Source organism: Streptomyces sp. NPDC032472 (assembly GCF_040636955.1).
Taxonomy (GTDB): Bacteria; Actinomycetota; Actinomycetes; order Streptomycetales; family Streptomycetaceae; genus Streptomyces.
Map to the genome: position 1 here is coordinate 65655 of NZ_JBEZVK010000012.1, position 16610 is coordinate 82264.

The 16610-nt window shown below is 73.2% G+C and carries 14 protein-coding genes, 1 tRNA gene, 1 other RNA gene and 4 pseudogenes; 11 read left to right on the forward strand and 9 right to left on the reverse strand.

What is annotated here, in order from left to right; all coding sequences use genetic code 11:
- Positions 1-50: 50 nt before the first annotated feature.
- Both AB0F11_RS10155 and opcA read left to right on the forward strand, forming a co-directional pair.
- The gene (locus tag AB0F11_RS10155) at positions 51-1703 is read left to right on the forward strand and encodes a helicase HerA-like domain-containing protein (RefSeq protein ID WP_362170326.1); all 1653 of its coding nucleotides are present in this window, start codon (positions 51-53) and stop codon (positions 1701-1703) included.
- A gap of 98 nt (positions 1704-1801) precedes the next feature.
- Positions 1802-2734: a glucose-6-phosphate dehydrogenase assembly protein OpcA gene (opcA, locus tag AB0F11_RS10160; protein WP_362170328.1), complete on the forward strand. Its 933-nt coding sequence runs from the start codon at positions 1802-1804 to the stop codon at positions 2732-2734.
- On the opposite strand, the gene AB0F11_RS10165 is transcribed toward opcA, so the two are convergent.
- Together AB0F11_RS10165 and AB0F11_RS10170 are read right to left on the reverse strand one after the other, a co-directional pair.
- Complete coding sequence (locus tag AB0F11_RS10165) at positions 2683-3180, reverse strand: cupin domain-containing protein (protein ID WP_362170466.1); 498 nt, start codon at positions 3178-3180, stop codon at positions 2683-2685. The genes opcA and AB0F11_RS10165 overlap by 52 nt on opposite strands.
- A 95-nt stretch (positions 3181-3275) precedes the next feature.
- Positions 3276-3875: an HhH-GPD-type base excision DNA repair protein gene (locus AB0F11_RS10170; protein ID WP_362170330.1), complete on the reverse strand. Its 600-nt coding sequence runs from the start codon at positions 3873-3875 to the stop codon at positions 3276-3278.
- Between the two features lie 125 nt (positions 3876-4000).
- Here AB0F11_RS10170 and AB0F11_RS10175 point away from each other — a divergent pair, with 125 nt between their 5' ends.
- Positions 4001-4819 (forward strand): VOC family protein, encoded by an 819-nt coding sequence (locus AB0F11_RS10175; RefSeq protein ID WP_362170332.1) that lies wholly within the window; start codon positions 4001-4003, stop codon positions 4817-4819.
- A gap of 4 nt (positions 4820-4823) precedes the next feature.
- Entirely contained in the window at positions 4824-5246 is a 423-nt protein-coding gene (locus tag AB0F11_RS10180) for a TOBE domain-containing protein (protein ID WP_362170334.1), read from the forward strand.
- On the opposite strand, the gene AB0F11_RS10185 is transcribed toward AB0F11_RS10180, so the two are convergent.
- Together AB0F11_RS10185 and AB0F11_RS10190 are read right to left on the reverse strand one after the other, a co-directional pair.
- The gene (locus AB0F11_RS10185; RefSeq protein ID WP_362170336.1) at positions 5212-5709 is read right to left on the reverse strand and encodes a molybdopterin-dependent oxidoreductase; all 498 of its coding nucleotides are present in this window, start codon (positions 5707-5709) and stop codon (positions 5212-5214) included. The two genes, AB0F11_RS10180 and AB0F11_RS10185, sit on opposite strands and share 35 nt — an antisense overlap.
- Positions 5710-5768: 59 nt before the next feature.
- Positions 5769-6600 (reverse strand): annotated as a pseudogene (locus AB0F11_RS10190) (molybdopterin cofactor-binding domain-containing protein); the annotation flags it as partial.
- Positions 6601-6787: 187 nt separating this feature from the next.
- Between AB0F11_RS10190 and AB0F11_RS10195 the strand changes: the two are divergent.
- Entirely contained in the window at positions 6788-8434 is a 1647-nt protein-coding gene (locus AB0F11_RS10195) for a helix-turn-helix domain-containing protein (RefSeq protein ID WP_362170338.1), read from the forward strand.
- On the opposite strand, the pseudogene AB0F11_RS10200 reads toward AB0F11_RS10195, so the two are convergent.
- Together AB0F11_RS10200 and AB0F11_RS10205 are read right to left on the reverse strand one after the other, a co-directional pair.
- Positions 8431-8864, reverse strand: a pseudogene (locus AB0F11_RS10200) (helix-turn-helix domain-containing protein). The gene AB0F11_RS10195 and the pseudogene AB0F11_RS10200 sit on opposite strands and share 4 nt — an antisense overlap.
- A 32-nt stretch (positions 8865-8896) precedes the next feature.
- Positions 8897-9628: a TetR/AcrR family transcriptional regulator gene (locus AB0F11_RS10205; RefSeq protein ID WP_362170340.1), complete on the reverse strand. Its 732-nt coding sequence runs from the start codon at positions 9626-9628 to the stop codon at positions 8897-8899.
- A 117-nt stretch (positions 9629-9745) separates the two neighbouring features.
- Here AB0F11_RS10205 and AB0F11_RS10210 point away from each other — a divergent pair, with 117 nt between their 5' ends.
- The gene (locus tag AB0F11_RS10210; RefSeq protein WP_362170342.1) at positions 9746-10834 is read left to right on the forward strand and encodes an alpha/beta hydrolase; all 1089 of its coding nucleotides are present in this window, start codon (positions 9746-9748) and stop codon (positions 10832-10834) included.
- A gap of 132 nt (positions 10835-10966) precedes the next feature.
- Here the strand turns inward: AB0F11_RS10210 and AB0F11_RS10215 are convergent, their stop codons facing one another.
- Entirely contained in the window at positions 10967-11611 is a 645-nt protein-coding gene (locus AB0F11_RS10215) for a TetR family transcriptional regulator (protein ID WP_362170343.1), read from the reverse strand.
- Between the two features lie 130 nt (positions 11612-11741).
- Between AB0F11_RS10215 and AB0F11_RS10220 the strand changes: the two genes are divergently transcribed.
- A complete protein-coding gene (locus AB0F11_RS10220; RefSeq protein WP_362170345.1) occupies positions 11742-12536 on the forward strand; it encodes a VOC family protein in 795 nt (264 codons plus the stop codon).
- 149 nt (positions 12537-12685) lie between these two features.
- On the opposite strand, the pseudogene AB0F11_RS10225 reads toward AB0F11_RS10220, so the two are convergent.
- Positions 12686-12969: pseudogene (locus tag AB0F11_RS10225) on the reverse strand (restriction endonuclease); the annotation flags it as partial.
- A 71-nt stretch (positions 12970-13040) separates the two neighbouring features.
- Here AB0F11_RS10225 and AB0F11_RS10230 point away from each other — a divergent pair.
- Positions 13041-13808 (forward strand): hypothetical protein, encoded by a 768-nt coding sequence (locus AB0F11_RS10230; protein ID WP_362170347.1) that lies wholly within the window; start codon positions 13041-13043, stop codon positions 13806-13808.
- 40 nt (positions 13809-13848) lie between these two features.
- A pseudogene (locus tag AB0F11_RS10235) lies at positions 13849-14009 on the forward strand (site-specific integrase); the annotation flags it as partial.
- Positions 14010-14083: 74 nt separating this feature from the next.
- Here the strand turns inward: AB0F11_RS10235 and AB0F11_RS10240 are convergent.
- Positions 14084-14171 (reverse strand) — tRNA-Ser (locus tag AB0F11_RS10240).
- Between the two features lie 72 nt (positions 14172-14243).
- Here AB0F11_RS10240 and ffs point away from each other — a divergent pair.
- Together ffs and AB0F11_RS10250 are read left to right on the forward strand one after the other, a co-directional pair.
- Positions 14244-14342: signal recognition particle sRNA small type (gene ffs, locus AB0F11_RS10245), an RNA gene on the forward strand.
- A gap of 89 nt (positions 14343-14431) precedes the next feature.
- Positions 14432-16600 (forward strand): DNA polymerase III subunit gamma and tau, encoded by a 2169-nt coding sequence (locus tag AB0F11_RS10250; protein ID WP_362170349.1) that lies wholly within the window; start codon positions 14432-14434, stop codon positions 16598-16600.
- Positions 16601-16610 lie beyond the last annotated feature (10 nt).

Sequence of the window (16610 nt, forward strand, 5' to 3'; positions counted from 1 at the left end):
TTGCCCGGTCGGTGCAAAAGTGGCATAGGGGTCTCAATCGGGAGAGTTCTATGAGCGAGAGCACCGACCCGGCGCCGTCGGCGCCTTCGGCGCCTTCAGCCCCTTCGGGGTCCCCCGCCTCCCCGGCCGCCGACCGGATCGCCGCCGGGTACGCCTCCACCGGCCCCGCGCTCGAACTGGGCGCCCTCCTCTGGGAAGGGGCCTGTCTGCCGGACCGCCGGATCCGCATCCCGCTCTCGATGCTCAACCGGCACGGGCTGGTCGCGGGCGCCACGGGCACCGGCAAGACCAAGACCCTCCAGCTCATCGCCGAACAGCTCTCCGCGCACGGCGTGCCGGTGTTCCTCGCCGACATCAAGGGGGACGTCTCGGGCATCTCGGCGCCGGGCGCGGCGAACGGCAGGACCGCGCAGCGCGCCGCCGAGGTCGGCCAGGACTGGCAGGCCGCCGGAGCCCCCGCCGAGTTCTACTCGCTCGGCGGGATCGGGCCGGGAATCCCGCTGCGGGCGACCGTCACCGGCTTCGGCCCCGTCCTGATGTCGAAGGTGCTGCAGCTCAACCAGACGCAGGAGCAGTCGCTCGGCCTGATCTTCCACTACGCCGACGCCAAGGGCCTGGAGCTGATCGACCTCAAGGACCTGCGGGCGGTCGTCGCCTTCCTCGTCTCCGACGAGGGCAAGGCCGAACTGAAGGGCATCGGGGGGCTTTCGACCGTCACCGCGGGGGTGATCCTGCGCGCGCTCACCGCGTTCGAACAGCAGGGCGCCGGCGCGTTCTTCGGCGAGCCCGACTTCGACACGGGCGAGTTGCTGCGGACCGCCGCGGACGGACGCGGGGTGGTCTCCGTGCTGGAGCTGCCGGCGGTCCAGGACAAGCCGCAGCTCTTCTCCACCTTCCTGATGTGGCTCCTCGCCGACCTGTACACCGATCTGCCGGAGGTCGGCGACCTGGACCGGCCCAAGCTCGTCTTCTTCTTCGACGAGGCGCACCTGCTCTTCAACGGGGCCTCGAAGGCGTTCCTGCAGTCCATCACCCAGACCGTCCGGCTCATCCGCTCCAAGGGCATCGGCGTCTTCCTCGTGACGCAGACGCCCAAGGACGTCCCGGCGGACGTCCTCGCCCAGCTCGGCAACCGGGTCCAGCACGCGCTGCGCGCCTTCACCCCCGACGACGCCAAGGCGCTGAAGGCCACCGTGAAGACCTTCCCGAACTCGGAGTACGACCTCGAGGAGCTCCTGATGCAGCTGGGCACCGGCGAGGCGGTGGTCACCGTGCTCAGCGAGAGGGGCGCCCCGACCCCGGTCGCGGCGACCCGGCTGCGCGCCCCGCAGTCGCTGATGGGCCCGGTCGGTGCGGCGGAGCTGGACCGTGCGGTGAAGTCCTCGCCGCTGTGGCCGCGTTACGCGGAGCCGGTCGACCGCGAGTCGGCGTACGAGAGGATCAGCGCCGAGCAGGCGGCCGCCGAGGCGGCGGCGGAGGCCGCGGCGGCCGAGGAGGAGGCCGCGAAACAGGCCGAGAAGCAGGCCAAGGAGGCGGCCCGGGAGGCGGCCAAGGCACACCGCGGCGCGCCCCGGCAGGAGCCGTCGCTCACTCAGCAGGTGGTGGGGAGCGGGCTGTTCCGCTCACTGGCCCGCTCGGTCGGGACCCAGCTGGGCCGGGAGATCTCGCGCTCCCTCTTCGGTACGGCCAAGCGGCGCAGGTGACGCACGTACGGGTCTGCGGTGGATGCAGGTGACGGATTGCGGGCCGGGATCCGCGGCCGGGTGACGCCGGCCGGGCCCGCGCTGACAGACTTCGGGGCATGCGGACCGAACTCACCGACACCACCTCCGGCAAGGTCGACCGGGCCCTGCTCGAAGCGCGGCGCGCGATCGGCAGCCCCACCAGCGGCCTCGTGCTGACGCTCGTCATCGCCACCGACGAGGAGAACGCGTACGACGCGATCCGCGCGGCGACGGAGGCCTCGCGCGAACACCCGTGCCGCATCATCGTGGTGATCAACCGCACCGCCCGCGGCCCGCACAAGCTGCGCCAGACCCGGCTGGACGCCGAGCTGCGCGTCGGCTCGGACGCCGGGACGGGGGAGATCGTGGTGCTGCGCCTGCACGGGGCGCTGACCGGCCAGGCGGGCTCGGTGGTCCTCCCGCTGCTGGTGCCGGACGCCCCGGTGGTGGCCTGGTGGCCGGCCGACGCCCCGGCCGATCCGGCCCGGGACCCGCTGGGCGCGCTCGCGCAGCGGCGGATCACGGACGCCGAGGCGGCCGCGGACCCGGTGGCCGCCCTGGACGGGCGGGCGGCGGTGTACGCGCCCGGCGACACCGACCTGGCCTGGACGCGGCTGACGCCCTGGCGCTCGCTGCTGGCGGCCGCGATGGACCAGAAGCCGCTGCCGGTGACCGGCGGGGCGGTGGAGAGCGAGCCGGACAACCCGAGCGCCGAGCTGCTGGCGCGCTGGCTGGAGGACCGGCTGGGGGTGCCGGTCGAACGGGTGGCCACGGCCGGGCCGGTGGTCACCGGGGTCCGGCTGGACACCCCGCAGGGCCCGATCCGGGTCGACCGCCCCGACGGGGCCCTGGCCGCCCTGATCCTGCCGGGCAGCCCGGACCGCACGGTGGCCCTGAAGATCCGCAGCCTGGCCGAGCTGCTCGCGGAGGAGCTGCGGCGGCTGGACGCGGACGAGGTCTACGCCTCGGCGCTGCGCAGGCGCCCGGCCCAGGCCTCGCTCTCCGCGTAGTGGTTGTCGTACACGGGCTGGCTGTCGATGATGTCCTGCACCGTGGCCTCGCCGGCGCGGACCCGGCCCAGCAGCCGGTAGTAGTCGAAGCGGCCCATGCCGGGCGTGAACCCGACGAAGACCTCGGCGGTGTGGCCCGGCGAGGGGGCGAAGGCGTGCTTCACGCCGGCCGGAACCGAGAGGAAGTCGCCCGCGGTCAGCGTCTTGACCTCATCGCCGACGAGCACGTCGAGCCGGCCGGAGACGACGTGGAAGAACTCGGTCGCCTTGGTGTGGAAGTGCACCGGGGCGCCGGACGCGCCCTCCTCGAAGGTGGCGGTGTTGCAGGTGAGCTCGGCGGTGTCGGTCAGCAGGGTGATGGTGCTGCCGGGACCGTCGGTGATCGTCTCGGCGGTGGCGGCGCGGGTGAGGACCTCGTTCGGCTGCGTCTCGTTCGGCTGCGTCATCTCGTTCATGACCACCAACCTACGGGCGGGGTTGACCGGCCGCAGGGGTCAATCAGGGGCCCGGATTCCCGGTCAATCCGGCACGGCCGGAACGGTCACTTCCCGCCCTTGGCAGCCTTCTCGGCCTTCGCCGCCGCCTTCATCTCCTGCTTGTGCGCCCGCACCTTGGCGAGGGACTCCGGCCCCGTGATGTCCGCCGCCGACCGGTACACGTTCGCCTCCCCGTAGCCGCCGGCCGCCTCGCGCCAGCCCTTCGGGCGCACGCCGAGCTGCTTGCCCAGCAGCGCCAGGAAGATCTGCGCCTTCTGCTCGCCGAAGCCGGGCAGTTCCCTGAGCCGCCCCAGCAGCTCCGCACCGCTCTCCACCCCGCGCCAGATGCCTTCCGCGTCCCCGTCGTAGTGCTCCACCAGGTACGCGCACAGCTGCTGCACCCGCTTCGCCATCGACCCCGGGTAGCGGTGCACCGCCGGCTTCTGCGAGAGCAGCGCCGCGAAGGCCTCGGGGTCCTGGGCGGCGATGGCGTGCGCGTCCAGGTCGTCCGCCCCCATCCGCCGGGCGATGGTGTACGGACCGGAGAACGCCCACTCCATCGGCACCTGCTGGTCCAGCAGCATCCCGACGAGCGCGGCGAGGGGACTGCGGCCGAGCAGCTCGTCGGCCTCCGGCTGCTGGGCGAGGCGCATCGTGATGTCCATGGACCCAGCCTCTCGCGTGGGCGCGTTCCCCGCGCGCGAGGCACACCGCGGTCCTAGCGTGAGAACCCGGAACCGGAACACGAGTCACGCACGACCTCACGACACGACACAGGAGTCGATCGATCATGGCTGAGTTCCCGGAAGGCACGCCCTGCTGGACGGACGCGATGTTCAAGGACGTGGAAGCGGCCAAGTCCTTCTACGGGGAGGTGCTGGGCTGGACCTTCGGCGAGGCCGCCGGAGAGTACGGCAACTACACGCAGGCCTACTCCGACGGCAAGGCCGTGGCGGCGGTCGTGCCGCCGATGCCCGGCGCCGACGCCCCGTCGCAGTGGTGTCTGTACTTCGCGTCGAACGACGCGACGGCCACCGCGGAGAAGATCAGGTCGGCGGGCGGCGAGGTGATGATGGGCCCGATGCAGGTCGGCTCGTTCGGCACCATGGTGATCGCCAAGGAGCCGAGCGGCGCGGTCTTCGGCGTCTGGCAGCCGGGCGACCACAAGGGCTTCGAGAAGGTCGGCGAGAACGGGGCCTTCGCCTGGGCGGAGGTCTTCAGCCGCGACGTGGGCAAGGCGGACGCCTTCCTCCCGCGGGTCTTCCCGTACGGCGCCCAGCAGATGGACATGGGCGACAGCCCCGAGGCGGCCGGGATGGACTACCGGATCTACCACCTCGGCGGCGCCGACCGGCCGGTGCTGGGCCGGATGAACATGGGCGAGGAGTTCCCGGCGGAGATCCCCTCGTACATCCAGATCTACTTCGCGGTCCCGGACTGCGACGAGGCCGTGGCGAAGGCGAAGAAGCTCGGCGGGCAGCTCCACTTCGGGCCGATGGACAGCCCGTTCGGCCGCTTCGCCGCGCTGACGGACCAGCAGGGTGCGGCCTTCGCGGTCATCGACATGTCGACGACGGCCGGCGACATGCCCAAGATGACGGAGGTATAGCCCCGTGGGCAGCCTGAGCATCCGCAACCAGATCGCCGGCACCGTCAGCTCCGTCACCTCCGGCGAGGCCATGACCACGGTCAAGGTCCGGCTGGAGGGCGGCCAGGACCTCACCGCCGCCATCACCACCGACGCCGCCAAGGACCTCGGCCTTGCCGCCGGCTCCGCCGTCAAGGCGCTGGTCAAGGCGACCGAGGTGGCGCTGGCCACCGCCGCCGTCGAGGGGATCAGCATCCGCAACCAGCTGTCCGGGACCGTCGCCGACGTCTCCACCGGCGGCGCCATGGCCTCGGTCAAGGTGGACGTGAACGGGGCCGGGTTGACGGCTGCCATCACCAAGGACGCCGCCGAGGCGCTCGGCCTGTCCGCCGGGTCCTCCGTCGTCGCGCTCATCAAGGCGACGGAGATCTCCCTGGCGACCGCCTGAACGGACACGCCCAACCGGCCGGGCTCGGCGGTGCGAGCGCGCCGAACCACACCTGCGTGACGGCGCTGACGTACCGCGCCCCGCACCGGTCCGCCGGCACCACCAGCTGCGCGCCCGCCTCGTCGAGCTCCTCCCCGTCGAGGCGGGTCGCCAGCAGCACCGGGCTGTCGCCGAAGTCCGCGTCGAGCTCGGCCCAGGACAGGACGCTGTGGTGCCCGTCCCCGCCGCTCACCGCCAGCAGGAACCGGGAGCGGTCCTTGCGCCGCCGGGCGTCGAAGGACGGGCCGGCGTCCGCGACCACCTCGCGCAGCAGCGCGCCCTCGAACACGTGGTGCTGCGGACCGTTCGTCGCGCAGTCGAAGGTGACCTCGGCCCGGTGCCGCGCCCACCCGCGCAGGTCGGCGACGCTCAGGATCGCCGGGTGGTCCAGTTCTCCGTGCAGGTGCAGCATGAGTTCGGCCATGGGCCCATGATGCCCGGGACGGCTGATTCCGGAACCTCATCTGCGAGGTTGAGCGCCTGCTATGACTCGCAGATAGTGCATTCTTGGTCAGTTCCTCCTTGCACCTTCCGGACATCCATCGTCACCCCTCCGCTTTCGGTCCGCCTTCGGTGGATTTCCTGCCGTACGAGGTCACGTGTCATCGGGGTCTGCGTGAAGCGGATCCCAGTCGCATCCCGCAGCGCGTTCGCGAAGGCCGGCGCCACCGGGTTGAACGGGCTCTCGCTCATCGACTTCGCGCCCAGCGGCCCGATCGCGTCCGAGGTCTCCCTGAAGTGCACCTCGGTCCGCGGGACGTCCGCGCACTGCGGGAGCCGGTAGCGGCGGAACGCGGCCGTGGTCACCTGCCCGCGCTCGTCCACCCGTACCGTCTCGAACAGCGGTCGACCGCGATCCGGAACCACTGGGCGTTGAAGGCCACCGAGCGCGGGGAGCCGCCCCAGTGCCCGTCGGCGGCGAGCTCGTCGGCCATGCCCCGGGCGTGCGCGGCCTCGTACAGCTCCTTGAGGGTGACGAGGCGGCCCGCGCAGTCGAAGGCCTCCGCCGAGAGCGTGCACAGGCGGCGGGCGACACCGGTGTGGCGGGCCGCCAGGGTCCTCAGCCGCTCCGCGAGGGACGTCGCGGCGAGCAGCACCGCTTTGCCCGCGACGACCGTGCCCGCCGCGCCGAAGGCGCCGGTGTCGTGGCGGACCACGTCGGTGTCGGACTGGCGGACCGTGATCCGGTCGGCCGTGGTGTTCAGGGTGCCCGCGGTGATCTGCCGTGGACGGTGGTGGTTCCGTTGCCGAACTCGGCCGTGCCGACCGCGATGTCGTACGTGCCGTCGCCGAGCAGGCTGACGCGGGCGTCGGCTGCGGAGGGGCGGGGCGGGACGACTGGTGCCGGCCACGGAAACGAGCAGGCGCCGGAGGCTTTGCCCTGGGTGAACGACCAAGAGCCGGGTCAGCGTGGTCTCCTTGCATTTACGATGGCTTCTCTCGTATTCGCCTCGCGAATGTGGGTTGCCAGGGTTACCGCCCATAGCAAGGAGTCCCCCGCCGTGCTCGTCCTCGACCTGCTCCAGTCCGACACCCTCGGCCTCACGCTGCTCTGGGGCGAGGACGCGCTTCTCGGCCAGGAGATCAGCGGGGTCACCGCGACCGATCTGGAGGAGCCGGGCCGCTTCCTCGGCCCGGGCGAGCTCGTGCTCAGCGGACTGGTGTGGTGGGCGGACGGCGACCTGGCCAAGGCGGATCGTTTCGTCGCCGCCCTCGCCAAGGCCGGGGCCACTGCGCTGCTGGCCGGCGAGGAGACCCACGGGCGGGTGCCCTCGGCTCTGGTGGACGCCTGCCGCGCCCACCGCGTGCCCGTCGTTGCCGTGCCCGCGCGTACCAGCTTCCGCGCCGTCACCGAGGCGGTGTACCTGCGCCAGTGGGGCGACCTGAGCCGCCGCCCGAACCGGCTCTTCGCCCTGCCCGAGAACGTACGGGCCGAGCTCAGCCGGCTGCTGGAGAGCGGGGCCGGACCGGCCGAACTGCTGGACCGGGCCTGCGCCCACCTGGGCCGGGTCGACTGCTACCTGCTGACCGCGAGCGGCCGCACCGTCGCCCGTACGCCGTCCGCGCCCGCGATACCGGCGCAGCGCGGGGGCGGGGGCGGGGGTACGGGTGCGGTCGGGTTCGCGGCCGGGGTCGGCGTCGGTGTCGGGGTGGGGGTCGGGGTCGGGGTCGGCCGGGAGGGGATCACCCTCCGCGTCGAGGCCGACAGCTCCCCGTACGACGCCTGGTGGCTGCACCTGCCGGACGCGGACGCCGCGCCCCCGCGGGTCCTGCACGAGATGGCCGAGGTCCTCGCCCGCTACCGCGACGGCCACGCGCGCCGCGCCGCCGCGGAGCGGGCGGCCGGCCAGGAGCTGGTCGCCCTGCTGGACGCGGAGGGGCCGGCGCCCGAACCGGGGGCGCTGGAGGAGGCACTGGCCGCGGCGGGGCTCCCGCCGGCCGGCCCGCACGCGTACCGGGTGCTCGCGGCCACGGACGGCGATGCGCTGGAGGAGGCGCTGCGCCACCTGGAGGACGTCCCCTTCGCGGTGGGCCGCTCGGCCGCGGTCCTGTACGAGGGCCCCGACGACGCGGGATCCGGGCCCGGGGCGGACGCGCCCGGCGACACGGTGGCCCGGCTGCGCGCGGTGTGGCAGCGGATCCGGGCGTGCGGCGGCCCGGAGGCCGACCTGCGGCTCGGCGCGGGGGCGCGGGTGTCGGGCGCGGCGGGGGCGGAGGGGCTGCGCACCTCGCTGCTCCAAGCGCGCTTCGCCCTGACGGCGACGGCCGCGTCGGCGACGGCCGCGTCGGCGACGGCGGGGCCGGACGGTGCGGCGGACGGGTCCGAAGCGGTGCGCGGGGTGGAGGAACTCGACACCCTGCACCTGCTGTTGGCGGGGGTCCCGGCCGAGGTCCGCGAGGTGTACGCGATGCGGACGCTGGGGCCGCTCGGGGACGGGATGCTGCGCGAGACGCTGGAGGTCTTCCTCGCCCACAACTGCTCCTGGACCCGCACGGCGGAGGCGCTCCACCTGCACGTCAACACGGTGCACTACCGCATCGAGCGGGTGGAGGCGCTGACGGGCCGCGACCTGTCCCGGCTGGACCACAAGCTGGACCTGTACGCGGCCCTGCGCTGCCTGCCGCCCCGGGCGGCGACGCCCGGCTAACCGCTGCCCGGGCCGCTCGCGGGCCCGGCCCGCCGGGGCGCGTCGAGGTGCACCTCGGTGGACTTCACGCGGGCGATGACGCTGACCCCGACCGCGATCCCGAACGCCTCCACCGACTCCCGCGTCACCACGGACACCACCCGGTGCGGGCCGGCCTGGATCTCCACCTGGGCCGCCACCGGGTCGAGCCGTACGGCGGTGACGATGAGTTCCGTACGGAGGTGGCCGCCGGGCCTCCCGCCGTGGCCGGACGTGCGGGGCCGGCGGCGGCCCGCTCCTTGGCGAAGGCGGCGAGCGCCGCCCCGTCGACGCGGCGGACCCCGTCGCAGGCGCGGTGCGTGGGCAGCCGCCCGCCGTCGGCCCAGCGGCGCACGGTCTCGGCGCTCACGCCCAGCAGACCCGCGGCCTGCCCGATCGAGTACGTCGGCACGCCCGCAGCCTAGCGGGGCCGGTGCTCGGTGCTCAGCCGCGCTCGACCAGTGCGGCGACGCCGTCCAGGATGCGCTGCAGCCCGAACTCGAGCGGGTCCTCGTCCGGCTGCGCGGGAGCGAAGGCGCCGGCCGCGATGGCGGCGGTCAGGGCGGGGAAGCGGTCGCGGTGGCGGTCGAGGAGCTCGCCGGTGAGCCGCTGCCACTCGCCGTCGGCCTCCTCGTCGGCGTCGACGAGCTGCTGGGCGAGGCTGCGGATGTGCCCGATGACCAGCAGGAAGGTGTCGTGCTGCCGGGCCGCGGGCAGGCCGGTCCGCGCCAGCACGGCCAGCGCGGCGTCGAGCCAGGCCAGTTGGCCCGGGCCCATGTGCTGGCGGCGCATGGCGGTGGCGGTGAGGATCCAGGGGTGGCGCCGGTAGAGCGCCCAGCACTGCCGGGCCCACTCGGCCAGCGGCTCGCGCCAGCCGCCGGGCAGCTCGGCCACGGCCGGCGGGGCGCCGCCGGCGGCGTCGACCATCAGGTCGACGAGGTCGGTCTTGCTCGGGACGTAGCGGTACAGCGCCATCGTGGTGACCTCGAGCTCGGCGGCGACGCGCTGCATGGACACCGCGTCCAGCCCTTCGGCGTCGGCGAGCGCGATCGCCGCAGCGACGATCCGTCCCGCGGTCAGTGAGGGCTTCGGGCCGCGCCGGGGTTGCTCCTGCTCGCCCCACAGCAGCGCGAGGCTCGCCTTCGGGTCGCGCTTCTTCTCCGTACTCCTGGCCACGGTCCCTCCTCGGGGCGGTTCGTTCGCCGGGGTCTTCCCTGCCACCCCGAAACTGTGTATAACATAAACGAAATCGCGTATGGCATACACAGTTCCTGGTCAGTGGAGGACCCAGCCATGTCGAACACCGCCCTCGCCCTCACCTCCGCCCTCGCCCTTGCCCTCGCCGCCCCCGTGGCCGGCGCCCTGGGCCACCGGGCGGTCGTCCGCTCCCGCAACGCCCGCCTGCTGCGCATCGACTCGCCGAACGGCATCGACGAGCAGCGCTTCGTCCCCATCGGCGGAATCGAGCAGTGGATCTCGATCCGCGGCGAGGACACCGCCAACCCGGTGATGCTGGAGCTCCACGGCGGCCCCGGAGCCTCCCACGCGGCCCACGGCCCGCGGACGCGCGCCTGGGAGGAGCACTTCACGGTCGTCCGCTGGGACATGCGCGGCACCGGCAAGACCCTCGGCCGCTCCGACGCCGCCGCCCAGGGCGAGATCTCGCTCGACCGGCTGTACGAGGACGCCCTCGAGGTCACCCGGTACGTCCGCGCCCGCCTCGGCGCCGACCGGGTGGTCCTGGTGGCGCACTCCTTCGGCAGCGTCGTCGGCCTGCGGCTGGCCCGCCGGCACCCCGGCCTGTACGCGGCCTACGTCGGCACCGACCAGAACATCCACGCCGCCGGCCGCGACGACAGCGCCCGCGCCGGACTCCTGGCCCGGCTGCGCGCGGCGGGCAAGCGCAAGCAGCTCGCCGAGGTGGAGGCGATGGGGGCCGACCCGCGCACCTGGACCACGGCCCAGCACGCCGCCCACTCCCGGATCACCGCCACCACCGAGCCGCTGACGTTCCGGAGCATGCGGAGCGTGGTGCTGAAGTCGCTGTGGTTCTCACCGCTGCACACCCTGCGCGAACTCGGCGCCCTGGGCCGCGGCATGAAGCTGTCGGAGCCGCTGCTCGCCGAAGCCGCGGCCTTCGACGACTGGGCCGACGGGACGGAGTTCGACCTGCCGTTCTTCGTCTTCCAGGGCGAGGCCGACCCCTTCACCCCGCCCTCGCTGGCCCGCCGCTACGTGGAGGACGTCCAGGCCCCGGCCAAGGCCTTCGCCGAGATCCCGGACGCGGGCCACTTCGCCGCCCTCCGCCACCCGGACCGCTTCCTGACGCTCCTCCTGACCCACGTCACCCCGACCCTCACCGCCGGCGGCGCGGCCGGGTGAAGCCGCCTGTCGCCGCGCCTATGTACTGCTCGCCGCTCCCGCGCATGAAACGCGCCGGTGCGCTGGCGTCGATCAGGGACTGCGCTGCGTTCACCGCCGGTGGTTCCTCTTGTCCTCCAGCAGCTCAGGGAATCACGTGGCCATGGCGGCCGTCGGGTAGTCGGCCAGGGCGGCGGTCAGGAGGGTGTACGTGTGGTTCGCCTCGGGGGTGAGGGCGGCTTCGATCTCGGCGTTGGTGTGGCCGGCCAGCGTGAGCTCCTGGATGCGGCGGAACAGCAGCCGGTCCGATGCGGCGATCAGGGCGGCCGCGGCCCGGGGGGCGATGGCCGGGGCGGTGTCCGGGGTGATGGAGGCCAGGGCCGTGGCGAGCGCCTCCTCGCGCTGGTCGTGCAGCTCGCGCAGCCGGGCGCTGAGGGTGGGGCTGTCCGCGACCATGCGGGCGAACTCGGGCCCGGTGAACCCCGCGACCGGGCTGTGCTCGACGAGCGTCGCGCGGAACGCCCGCCCGAGCGCGACCAGCGGCCCCTCGCCGGGGGCGCGGGCGGCGAGGGCGGCGGCGAGGCTCTGCGTGAACACCTCGTGGTGGTCGAGGGCCAGGTCCTCCTTCCGCGGGAAGTAGTTCGTGACCGTCTTCTTGGCGACGCGCGCCGCGGCGGCGACCTCGGCGATGGTCGTCTGCTCGAAGCCCTGCTCGATGAAGAGCCGCGTGGCGCAGTCGGAGATCAGCTGCCTGGTCTCCTGCTTCTTGGACTCGCGGAGTCCCAGCTCGGTGGTCATGCCGCAAATCTTACTGCCGTAGCAAATTTCTCCTTGACCACCCAACTACCCTCAACCTAAAGTTACACCCGTAGCAAGATTCGTACGCGCCACTCACTCCGCCCGCCTTCGCCGCCCAGGAGCCGCCGCCGTGAACGTCACCACCTCGACCCTCTCCCTGACCGTCGACGATGTGGACGCCTCCACCGCGTTCTTCCGGACCTTCCTCGGCTACGAGGTCACCGTGGCCGCGGACGGCTTCGCGAGCCTGACCCGCGGCGCCGCCGACCCAGCCGCCGACGTGGTCCTCCTGCGCCGCGGCACCGAGGTCCTCCCGCCCGAGCAGCGCGACCGGCATGCAGGCGGCCTGATCCTCGCGCTCACCGTCAGCGGCCTCGAAGCCGAGGAGCGGCGCCTGCGCGAGGCCGGCGCCCCCGTCACGCTGCCGCTGCGCGAAGAACCCTGGGGCGAGCGCCTCTTCCAGCTGACCGACCCGAACGGCATCGTCGTCCAGCTCGTGGAGTGGACCACCCCCGCCCGGACCGAACCCGCCCCACGCGCCGAGGAGCCCGCCCTGCGCGTGATCACACCCGCCCCCGAGCACGTCACCGAGTCCCCGAACGCCCGTATGACCGGCCTGGCCGCCCCCAGCCGCGGCAGCGCGGAACTCAGCACCTGGACCGTCTCCATGGACACGGGGCAGACCGGCCCCGAACACCGCGTCAATCGCGAACAGGTCTGGACGGTGACCGCCGGCGCCCTGGAGGTCACCTCCGGCGGCCGCACCGAGAAGATCCCGGCGGGCTCCACCTTCGTCCTCCCGCCGGACGTCCTGCGCCGCATCCACGCCCCGGAGCCCGCCGAGGCCCACGTGGCGATGCGCGCGGACGGCGTTGCAAGCGTCCCGGACACGGAAGGCACCCGCCCCCTGCCCTGGGCCCGGTAACAGGACGACCTCAGCAGACTCCCGACGGCTCAACCCGTGGGAGTACGGGGACCGCCAGGCGACGGGGAAGATCTACACCGGGGCGCGGGGTGCCCCGGAAGAGCTGACCGGTGTGCCAAGAGCGGTGGTCCCTCGCGACGGGGTGGACGCCCGGCTGCCCCGGCCGCCCGCAGCTCCCGCACCGCGCTTCCGGGACTGCCCGGGCCCCCGGTCGGTGTGCACCTCCCACACCCCGTCGCTGACCAGGTAGGGGAAGGGGTGGGCGGGCGTCGTCCTGTTGGGCGGCCCGTACTCGGCCGGCAGCCGCTCCAGCTCCTCCTCCACCGCGCTGTAGACCAGCTCGCCGTCGGCATCCTGCTGAAACCGGCTGAGGGCGTAGAGGAAGAGCAGCGGCTTGTGGGGCGCGAGCGCCGCCCTTGGTCCACTGCCGCAGCGTCGCGGTCCCGACTGCACGGAACGACGAAGGACCGCCGGAGAGCCGGCGTGCGAACTAGGCTGCCGCGCGTGTCGAACGCTGAGGAAATACCAGAGCTGCCGGAACCGGACGCCCTGCCCTTGTCCCGTTGGGAGCGCTTGGGCGCATCGCTGGCGGGGTGTTCTCTTGCCGGAGCGGGGGTTGTCGCTGTTTTCGCGACCGGTAACCAGGCGGGCTCCGTCGCGCTCCTCCTGGTGGGTGCCGTTCTTCTGGTCATGGCGATCAACGGGTCACCGCTCACGCGGGCTCGCTATCAGGACTACGAGCTGCTGATGACGCGCCGTAGGCGCAGCCTCGCAACGACGATCGAGCAAGAGGAACCGCAGGACGCTCGACAGGCCTTGCAGGTTCTGAGTGCCATCGATCCAAGATCCACAGACGATCCAGTCGTGGCCCAGGTCTCTGCTGCCGTCTATGAGCGCGAAGTGGCCGACCGCCTTGAGAGGGTCTACCCCGACACGCGCCGTGTGGGTGGCCCAGACGACCTTGGCATCGACATCCTCGTACAGACCCCTACCGCCCGGATCGGGGTACAGGTCAAGGCAGGGCGAAGCGTCCTGTCCGGCTCCCGGCTCCGCACCGAGGTCCAGGCAGTCGTGGCGGTCAACAGCATTCGAAGAGATCCGATCGACGGCTTCCTGCTGGTCACGAACCGGCCTCTACCGCACCAACTCGACCGACGGCTCAGGGAACTGCAGACGCTGGGCCTGCCGGTAGCTGTCGTGCGATGGATGGACGATCAAGACGATGCGATCCTCGGAGCGAAGGTCGAGGAGCTCGTCTCCCGTGTCCGCTAGGTTCAGCTGCTGACCTGAACGCCCTCATCAGGGATGCCGGGTCCGGGACGGCAGGCTCCATGACGCGCGTCACACGCTGCGACCGTGCTGCTCCTGCTCGGCGTCCCGGACGTCGTGGTCGACGCGATCACGGGGTGGGATCCGGGAGGGGTCGCTCGGATGCGGGCCCGGTACGTGCACGTCACCGGGCCGCTGCTGAAGAAGGCCGCTGAACGGAAACTGAGACGGGGAAACGCCGAAGGGCCGGACCGCTTGCGCGGTCCGGCCCTTCGAGCTGGCGGAGGATACGAGATTCGAACTCGTGAGGGGTTGCCCCCAACACGCTTTCCAAGCGTGCGCCCTAGGCCTCTAGGCGAATCCTCCGCGACGAACAATACAAGACGATGAGGGGTGCTTGCGAACTCGATACCCGGGGGCTCCATCCGCTAGGGTGGGGCTAGCCCCTCACGTGGCGCTATCTCACCCAACTCCCCCAGGGCCGGAAGGCAGCAAGGGTAAGTGGGCTCTGGCGGGTGCGTGAGGGGCGCTTTGCGTTCCGGGGGCGGACGGGCGGGATCCGGGGGGACAGTCGCTCCGGGGGACGAGGGCCGCCTTTGTCGGTGGGCCCGGATAACCTCGTAGACGTGTCGTCCCTTGCGCTGTACCGCCGCTATCGCCCCGAGTCGTTCGCCGAGGTCATCGGGCAGGAGCATGTCACTGTCCCGCTGATGCAGGCCCTGCGGAACAACCGGGTCAATCACGCGTACCTGTTCAGCGGGCCGCGCGGGTGCGGGAAGACGACCAGCGCGCGCATCCTGGCCCGCTGTCTCAACTGTGAGCAGGGTCCCACTCCCGACCCCTGCGGCGCGTGCCAGTCCTGCCGGGACCTCGCCAGGAACGGGCCGGGCTCGATCGACGTGATCGAGATCGACGCCGCCTCGCACGGTGGTGTGGACGACGCCCGCGACCTGCGCGAGAAGGCCTTCTTCGGGCCCGCGTCGAGCCGCTACAAGATCTACATCATCGACGAGGCCCACATGGTCACCTCGGCGGGCTTCAACGCCCTGCTGAAGGTGGTCGAGGAGCCTCCGGAGCACCTCAAGTTCATCTTCGCCACCACCGAGCCCGAGAAGGTCATCGGGACCATCCGGTCCAGGACGCACCACTACCCCTTCCGGCTCGTGCCGCCCGGCACCCTGCGCGACTACCTCGGCGAGGTCTGCGGCCGCGAGGGCGCCAAGGTCGAGGACGGCGTGCTGCCGCTCGTGGTGCGGGCCGGCGCCGGGTCGGTGCGTGACTCCATGTCCGTCATGGACCAGCTGCTCGCCGGCGCCGCCGACGAGGGTGTGACGTACGCCATGGCCACCTCGCTGCTCGGCTACACGGACGGCTCGCTGCTCGACTCCGTCGTGGACGCGTTCGCCGCCGGGGACGGGGCCGCCGCCTTCGAGGTCGTCGACCGGGTGGTCGAGGGCGGCAACGATCCGCGCCGCTTCGTCGCCGACCTGCTGGAGCGCCTGCGCGACCTGGTGATCCTGGCCGCCGTGCCGGACGCCGCGGAGAAGGGGCTCATCGACGCCCCCGCCGATGTGGTGGAGCGGATGCAGGCCCAGGCCTCGGTGTTCGGGGCCGCCGAGCTGAGCCGCGCCGCCGACCTGGTCAACGCCGGGCTCACCGAGATGCGGGGCGCCACCTCGCCGCGGCTCCAGCTGGAGCTGATCTGCGCCCGGGTGCTGCTGCCCGCCGCCTTCGACGACGAGCGGTCCTTCCAGGCCCGGCTCGACCGCCTCGAGCGGAGCGGGCCGCCGGCTGCCGCTGCTCTGCCGTCCGCTGCCGTCCCGGCCGCGGCGCCGCCCGCCATGGGGTACGTGCCCGGGCCCGAGGCGCATGCCATGGCGCCGGCCGCCCCGTCGGCCCAGGCCCAGGCTCCGGCCCCGGCCCCGCAGGCGGCTCCCGTGGCCCCGCCGGCCGCTGTCCAGCCTCCGGCTCCGGCTCCGGCTCCGGCTCCCGCTGCGGCTTCCGCGCCCGCGCCCGGCGCCTGGCCCGGGGCCGCGCAGCCCGGGACCGGGGTGCGGGGGGCCTGGCCCAGCGCGGCCACGCCCGGGCAGGGGGCGCCCGCCCCGGCCCCGGCTCCCGCACCCGCCGACCGGGCGCCCGCGCCCGCCGCCGCGGCCCCCGCCCCGCCGGCCGCCGCCGCGCCCTCCCCGGGCATGGCCGCCGGTGCCGGGCAGGTGCAGGCGATGTGGCCCGGCATCCTCGAGGCCGTCAAGAACCGCCGCCGGTTCACCTGGATCCTGCTCAGCCAGAACGCCCAGGTCACCGGCTTCGACGGGACGACCCTGCAGCTCGGCTTCCCCAACGCCGGAGCCCGCGACAACTTCGCGAGCAGCGGCAGTGAGGACGTGCTCAAGGCCGTTCTGGCCGAGCAGTTCCAGGTCAACTGGAAGATCGACGCCGTGGTCGGCGGCGGAGGATCGCCGTCGGCTCCGCAGGCCGCGTACGGTGCGTCCGCTCCCTCGTACGGCGCCCCAGCCGCCCCCGCGGCCCCCGCCTACACCCCGCCCCCGGCCGCGCCGGCCCCCGCGCCCGCCCCGGTGCAGCAGCCTCCGGCCGCCCCGCAGCAGCCGTACCGGCCGTCGCAGTCCGCCGCCGCGCCGCAGCCGCCCGTACCGCAGGCACCGCCGCCGGTGGCGCCCGAGGACGACGTGGCGGAGGCGGACGACCCCGACCTCGTCGAGAGCGCCCTGACCGGACACGACCTCATCGTGCGCGAGCTCGGAGCCACCGTTGTAGAGGAATATACGAACGAATAGAGGGGTGCTT

Bases quoted from the DNA above. Each gene is read 5' to 3' on its own strand.
- AB0F11_RS10155 (WP_362170326.1), top strand. From the start codon at position 51: ATGAGCGAGAGCACCGACCCGGCGCCGTCGGCGCCTTCGGCGCCTTCA.
- opcA (WP_362170328.1), top strand. From the start codon at position 1,802: ATGCGGACCGAACTCACCGACACCACCTCCGGCAAGGTCGACCGGGCC.
- AB0F11_RS10165 (WP_362170466.1), bottom strand. From the start codon at position 3,180: ATGACGCAGCCGAACGAGACGCAGCCGAACGAGGTCCTCACCCGCGCC.
- AB0F11_RS10170 (WP_362170330.1), bottom strand. From the start codon at position 3,875: ATGGACATCACGATGCGCCTCGCCCAGCAGCCGGAGGCCGACGAGCTG.
- AB0F11_RS10175 (WP_362170332.1), top strand. From the start codon at position 4,001: ATGGCTGAGTTCCCGGAAGGCACGCCCTGCTGGACGGACGCGATGTTC.
- AB0F11_RS10185 (WP_362170336.1), bottom strand. From the start codon at position 5,709: ATGGCCGAACTCATGCTGCACCTGCACGGAGAACTGGACCACCCGGCG.
- AB0F11_RS10210 (WP_362170342.1), top strand. From the start codon at position 9,746: ATGTCGAACACCGCCCTCGCCCTCACCTCCGCCCTCGCCCTTGCCCTC.
- AB0F11_RS10215 (WP_362170343.1), bottom strand. From the start codon at position 11,611: ATGACCACCGAGCTGGGACTCCGCGAGTCCAAGAAGCAGGAGACCAGG.